7 protein-coding genes are annotated in these 6,342 nt (G+C 69.3%); 3 read left to right on the plus strand and 4 right to left on the minus strand.

The features are described 5' to 3' along the window. A partial coding sequence (locus FM076_RS16400; protein WP_173871501.1) for a single-stranded DNA-binding protein occupies positions 1–489 on the minus strand: 489 nt, incomplete at its 3' end. A 101-nt stretch (positions 490–590) separates the two neighbouring features. Then, positions 591–881 carry a 30S ribosomal protein S6 gene (gene rpsF / locus FM076_RS16405; protein WP_173871503.1) on the minus strand — a complete coding sequence of 97 codons (291 nt, stop codon included), beginning with the start codon at positions 879–881 and terminating at the stop codon, positions 591–593. Positions 882–1,129: 248 nt separating this feature from the next. Between rpsF and FM076_RS16410 the strand changes: the two genes are divergently transcribed. The 3 genes from FM076_RS16410 (at position 1,130) to FM076_RS16420 (ending at position 3,909) form a co-directional block, all read left to right on the plus strand. Then, positions 1,130–1,447: a hypothetical protein gene (locus FM076_RS16410; protein WP_173871506.1), complete on the plus strand. Its 318-nt coding sequence runs from the start codon at positions 1,130–1,132 to the stop codon at positions 1,445–1,447. Between the two features lie 239 nt (positions 1,448–1,686). Further along, positions 1,687–2,817, plus strand: a complete 1,131-nt coding sequence (locus tag FM076_RS16415; RefSeq protein WP_173871508.1) for a lipid II:glycine glycyltransferase FemX — start codon at positions 1,687–1,689, stop codon at positions 2,815–2,817. Between the two features lie 60 nt (positions 2,818–2,877). After that, on the plus strand, positions 2,878–3,909 hold the full coding sequence (locus tag FM076_RS16420; RefSeq protein ID WP_173871510.1) for an alanine racemase: 1,032 nt from the start codon (positions 2,878–2,880) through the stop codon (positions 3,907–3,909). Positions 3,910–4,103: 194 nt separating this feature from the next. On the opposite strand, the gene FM076_RS16425 is transcribed toward FM076_RS16420, so the two are convergent. Both FM076_RS16425 and FM076_RS16430 read right to left on the minus strand, forming a co-directional pair. Continuing rightward, positions 4,104–5,186, minus strand: a complete 1,083-nt coding sequence (locus FM076_RS16425) for an inositol-3-phosphate synthase (RefSeq protein WP_173871512.1) — start codon at positions 5,184–5,186, stop codon at positions 4,104–4,106. A gap of 49 nt (positions 5,187–5,235) precedes the next feature. Next, complete coding sequence (locus tag FM076_RS16430; RefSeq protein WP_173871515.1) at positions 5,236–5,889, minus strand: PadR family transcriptional regulator; 654 nt, start codon at positions 5,887–5,889, stop codon at positions 5,236–5,238. Between the last annotated feature and the right edge of the window lie 453 nt (positions 5,890–6,342).

Below are 6,342 nucleotides of genomic sequence, written 5' to 3' on the forward strand. Positions count from 1 at the left end.
GGCCCACGGGTCGCCCGCCGGAGCGCCGCCGCCCTGCGGACCGCCCGGCCCGCCGGAGCCGCCGCCCCAGCCGCCACCGCCCTGGCCGCCGCCACCGCCGAAGCCGCCACCCTGGCCACCGCGGCCGGTGGTCTTGGTGACCTTGGCCGTGGCGTTGCGGAGGCTGGCGCCGACCTCGTCGACGTCCAGCTCGTAGACCGTGCGCTTGATGCCCTCGCGGTCCTCGTACGAGCGCTGCTTGAGGCGGCCCTGCACGATGACGCGGGTGCCCTTGGTGAGGGACTCGGCGACGTTCTCCGCCGCCTGCCGCCAGACCGAGCAGGTCAGGAACAGGCTCTCGCCGTCCTTCCACTCGTTGGTCTGCCGGTCGAAGGTGCGGGGGGTCGACGCGATGCGGAACTTCGCGACCGCCGCACCGGAGGGGGTGAAGCGCAGCTCGGGGTCGTCGACGAGATTGCCGACGACCGTGATGACGGTCTCGCCTGCCATGGGTGAACCTCTCGGCGTGCTGCTGGCTGCTGTGGTGCTGGTGCTGCGTGCGTGACGCTGCGGTGGTGTGGCGTGGTGCCGGTGCTACTCGGGAATCGGCCTCAGTGGGTCGACGGGCGCAGGACCTTGGTCCGCAGGACGGACTCGTTCAGGTTCATCTGCCGGTCGAGCTCCTTGACCACAGCGGGCTCGGCCGTCAGGTCGATGACCGCGTAGATGCCCTCGGGCTTCTTGTTGATCTCGTAGGAGAGACGACGACGGCCCCAGGTGTCGACCTTCTCGACCTTGCCGTTGCCCTCGCGGACGACGGAAAGGAAGCTCTCGATCAGGGGGGAGACAGCGCGCTCCTCCAGATCGGGGTCGAGGATGACCATCACCTCGTAGTGACGCATGTGGAACCCACCTCCTCTGGACTCGGCGGCCACGGTCGTTCCGTGGCAGGAGGGTCGTGATGCGTTTCCGCGTCCCGCCGGGCGTTCGGTGCGCACAGCGGGAGCGCAGACAGGCCAGCCTACCTGGCGGCGGCCTTCCGGTTGAAATCCGGGGCCATCCCGGCGCAATCTGGACACCTCGGGTGTGAGCGGCGTTACAGTGCGCGCCGCGCCGCACAGGAGCAAGGAGTCCTGTCAGGAGGTGCCCCATGGCACAGACAGTCCGCTGGAACCATCCCCTCTCCTATTTGAACTCCGACGGCAAGCGGCATCCGGTGGAGAACTCCTTCGCGGCCGTCACGCTGCTGCTCGGCCTGGCGGCGGTGGTCTCCGCCTGGTGGCCCGGCCTGCACCTGCTCGGCGCGTGGGCGGGGCTGGCGGGCATCCTCACCGGGGCCTGGGGCCAGTACATCTCGGCCACGACCGGTGAACGGTTCGTGACGATCATCGGGCTGGGCGCGGCGGCCGTCGGCTTCTACCTGGGCATGGCGCACGGCGGCCTGGTGGCCGGCTCCTCCGTCCCGTAAGAACGAGCGTCCCGCAGGGACGAGACGTTCCGTAAGGACGAGTCGTCCCGCAGGGGGCGAGCCGTCGTCCCGTGAGGAAGAGAAGAAGGACGCCGCGGGGAGGACACGGGGGGAGAACGGGTGCCGTGGCGGCGGGGCCGGGTGGCCGTTGCGGGCCCGGCCCTGGGCCGAACGGGGCACCTCGGGGCACAGTAGGCTTCCGGCGAGCATCACTCAGTTCGCCGGAGGAGCGTCGCGCCATGAGCCTGACCCTGAGGACCATCAGCCGAGAGCAGCATCTGGCGTATATCCAGAGCCTGCCGTCGGCCAGCCACTGTCAGGTGCCCGCGTGGGCGGATGTCAAGAACGAGTGGCGCTCGGAGAACCTGGGCTGGTTCGACACGCGGACGGGCCAGATGGTGGGTGCCGGGCTGGTGCTCTACCGGCAGCTGCCGAAGGTCAAGCGCTATCTGGCGTACCTGCCCGAGGGCCCGGTGATCAACTGGTTCGCGCCCAACCTGGACGAGTGGCTGCGCCCGATGCTCGACCACCTCAAGAAGCACGGCGCCTTCTCCGTGAAGATGGGCCCGCCCGTGGTGATCCGGCGCTGGGACGCGGCCGCCATCAAGAAGGGCATCCAGGACCAGGACGTCAAGCGGCTGCGGGACATCGAGGCCACCCACATCGAGCCGCGCGCCTTCGAGGTGGCCGACAAGCTGCGCCGGATGGGCTGGCAGCAGGGCGAGGACGGCGGCGCGGGCTTCGGTGACGTCCAGCCGCGCTACGTCTTCCAGGTCCCGCTGGAGGGCCGCTCGCTGGAGGACGTGCACAAGGGCTTCAACCAGCTGTGGCGCCGCAACATCAAGAAGGCCGACAAGGCCGGTGTGCAGGTGGTGCAGGGCAACATGGCCAACCCGTACGACCTGGACGAGTGGCAGCGGCTGTACGAGATCACCGCCGAGCGCGACAAGTTCCGGCCCCGTCCCAAGGCGTACTTCCAGCGGATGTGGAACGTCCTGAACGCGGAGGACCCGCACCGTATGCGGCTCTACTTCGCCGAGCACGAGGGCGAGCGCATCTCGGCCGCCACCATGCTCGTCGTCGGCGGGCACGTCTGGTACTCCTACGGCGCCTCGGCCAACCACAAGCGCGAGGTGCGGCCCTCCAACGCGATGCAGTGGCGGATGCTCCAGGACGCCTACGCGCTGGGGGCGAGCGTGTACGACCTGCGCGGCATCAGCGACTCCCTCGACGAGAACGACCATTTGTTCGGCCTGATCCAGTTCAAGGTCGGCACCGGTGGGCAGGCGGCCGAGTACCTCGGCGAGTGGGACTTCCCCCTCAACAAGCTGCTGCACAAGGCGCTCGACATCTACATGTCGCGGCGCTGAGCCGACCAGCCCCGCAGTCCCGCACCCCACGACAAGTCCCAGAAAGGTTCCGTACCGGCCATGGCGCTCTCCCTCTATGTCGACACCGATCGCTGGCGGGCGCACCAGCAGGCGGTGATTCAGCAGTTCCCCGGAATCGTTCCGGTCTGCAAGGGCAACGGTTACGGCTTCGGCCACGAGCGTCTGGCCGAGGAGGCCACCAAGTTCGGTGCCGACATACTGGCCGTCGGCACCACCTACGAGGCCGCTCGGACGAAGGACCTGTTCGGCGGCGACCTGCTGGTACTCACCCCGTTCCGCAAGGACGAGGAGCCGGTCCCGCTGCCGGACCGCGCCATCCGCTCCGTCTCCTCGGTGGAGGGCGTGGGCCTCATGCGCGGCGCCCGGGTCGTCATCGAGGTGATGAGCTCGATGAAGCGGCACGGGGTCACCGAGCAGGACCTGCCCCGGCTGCACGCCGCGATCGACGAGGTGCGGCTGGAAGGCTTCGCGATCCACCTTCCGCTGGACCGCACCGACGGCTCGGACGCGGTGGAGGAGGTCATCTCCTGGATGGACCGGCTGCGCGCCGCGCGGCTGCCGCTGGAGACGCTCTTCGTCAGCCATCTGAAGCCGGAGGAGTTCGCGCTGCTCCAGCAGCAGTTCCCGCAGACCCGCTTCCGCGCCCGGATCGGCACCCGGCTGTGGCTGGGCGACCACCGCGCCACCGAGTACCGGGGCGCGATCCTGGATGTGACGCGGGTGGCCAAGGGCGACCGGTTCGGCTACCGGCAGGCCAAGGCGCCGGGCGACGGCTGGCTGGTCGTCGTCGCGGGCGGCACCTCGCACGGGGTGGGCCTGGAGTCCCCCAAGGCGCTGCACGGCATGACCGACCGGGCCAAGGGCGTGGCCCGCGCGGGCCTGGCCACCGTCAACCGCAATCTGTCCCCGTTCGTGTGGGCCGGCAAGCAGCGGTGGTTCGCGGAGCCGCCGCACATGCAGGTGTCCATCCTGTTCGTCCCGGCGGACGCGCCGGAACCGCATGTCGGTGAGGAGCTCACCGCGATTCTGCGGCACACGACGACGACGGTGGACCGCACCGTGGATCGCTGAGCACTTTCGGGGTGCCGCCCCTTCCGGGGTGCCCGTGCCCCGAAGGGGCGCGGGGAACCGCGCGACGAACCACGTCGGGCCCGCGGACGGCGGCCGACAGCCAGGGGCAGCCCCCTTCCGCAGCGTCCACCACGTGAGGGGGCCCGGGGACGGATCCCCGGGCCCCCTCACCGGCCGGGCCACAGCGGCGAGCGTTACCGCTCGGCCTTGCCGTCGATGAAGTCCTGCACGTTCTGGCGTGCGACGTCGTCGAAGTACTGCACCGGCGGGGACTTCATGAAGTAGGAGGACGCCGAGAGGATCGGGCCGCCGATGCCTCGGTCCTTGGCGATCTTCGCGGCGCGCAGCGCGTCGATGATGACGCCGGCGGAGTTGGGGGAGTCCCACACCTCCAGCTTGTACTCCAGGTTGAGCGGCACGTCACCGAACGCGCGGCCCTCCAGGCGCACATAGGCCCACTTGCGGTCGTCCAGCCAGGCCACGTAGTCCGAGGGGCCGATGTGCACGTTGTCGGCGCCCAGGTCGCGGTCGGGGATCTGCGAGGTGACGGCCTGCGTCTTGGAGATCTTCTTCGACTCCAGCCGCTCCCGCTCCAGCATGTTCTTGAAGTCCATGTTGCCGCCGACGTTCAACTGCATCGTGCGGTCGAGGACGACCCCGCGGTCCTCGAACAGCTTGGCCATCACCCGGTGCGTGATGGTGGCGCCGACCTGGGACTTGATGTCGTCGCCGACGATCGGCACCCCGGCCGCGGTGAACTTGTCCGCCCACTCCTTGGTGCCGGCGATGAAGACGGGCAGCGCGTTGACGAAGGCGACACCGGCGTCGATGGCGCACTGGGCGTAGAACTCGACGGCCGTCTGGGAGCCGACGGGCAGGTAGCAGATCAGGACGTCGGCCCGCGCGTCCTTGAGCGCCTGGACGACGTCGACGGGCTCGGCGTCGGATTCCTCGATGGTCTCGCGGTAGTACTTGCCCAGACCGTCGTAGGTGTGGCCGCGCTGGACAAGGACGCCGGTCGGCGGCACGTCGCAGATCTTGATGGTGTTGTTCTCGCTGGCACCGATGGCGTCGGCCAGGTCGAGGCCCACCTTCTTGCCGTCGACGTCGAAGGCGGCGACGAACTCGATGTCGCGCACGTGGTAGTCGCCGAACTGGACGTGCATCAGGCCCGGGACCTTGCTCCCCGGGTCGGCGTCCTTGTAGTACTCGACGCCCTGCACCAGTGACGCGGCGCAGTTGCCCACGCCGGCGATGGCTACGCGAACCGAACCCATTCCGGTTGCTCCCTGTGTGTTCTCGCTGAGACCGCGGTGGCGCGCGGCCTCATCTGTCGGTGTTGTCGGACGGACCCGGCTCCGGTCGGTCCGGTCGGTCCTGACCGGGTGTCTCCGGTCGGTCAGGACCGGTCCCGCGCGCCGGGCGCCCCGACCGCTCGCTCTCGATGAGTTCGCTGAGCCAGCGGACCTCACGCTCCACGGACTCCATTCCGTGGCGCTGGAGTTCGAGCGTGTAGTCGTCGAGACGGTCGCGCGTACGGGCCAGCGAGGCGCGCATCTTCGCGAGCCTCTCCTCCAGCCTGCTGCGGCGGCCTTCCAGCACGCGCATGCGCACGTCGCGCGACGTCTGGCCGAAGAAGGCGAAGCGGACGCCGAAGTGCTCGTCCTCCCAGGCATCGGGACCCGTCTGGGAGAGCAGGTCCTCGAAGTGCTCCTTGCCTTCGGCCGTCAGCCGATAAACGATCTTCGCCCGGCGGCCGGTGAGCGAAGCCGGCGGCTCGCCCAGCCCGCCGCTCGGCTCCTCCGCCAGCCAGCCGCGCTGCACCAGCGCTTTGAGGCAGGGGTAGAGCGAGCCGTAGCTGAAGGCGCGGAAGACGCCGAGTGAGGTGTTGAGCCGCTTGCGCAGCTCGTAGCCGTGCATCGGGGACTCGCGGAGCAGGCCGAGGACGGCGAACTCGAGGACGCCCGAGCGTCTGCTCATCCCTCACCACCTCCGTCCGGAACCACGGGTCCCGTCCCCCGCGCACCTGTGTCCCGGGGCGACTCGTGACGTCTCACTGCGATGTATCGACTCGATACATCCTGACGATAGAACGGCTCTTCGGGAGCGACAAGAGGGGGACGGGTGAAGGGATTCACATCACTGATTCATCGCAACTGCTTTGCGTCGATTGAGGCGAATACGGCGTAAGGAAGGTTTTGAAGCTGCGTAGTCTGTCGGCTGTGCAGACCACCGGGAACCATGCGGCGTACAGGAGCGTCCTCGTCCCCGGTGCAGTGCGCGCGGGTGAGGCCAAGCCGTCGTCCCGGCGCACTCGGGGGGACCAGAAGCCAACTGCCACCTTCAGGCGCTACGGCCGCCTGCCCGAGGAGTAGCTGTTCCAATGAGCGGAAACCGTCGAAAGCCGCCGCAGGGGCGCGGCCGTCGCGCGGC

The organism is Streptomyces albus subsp. chlorinus (genome assembly GCF_013302895.1).
Classification (GTDB): Bacteria; Actinomycetota; Actinomycetes; order Streptomycetales; family Streptomycetaceae; genus Streptomyces; species Streptomyces chlorinus.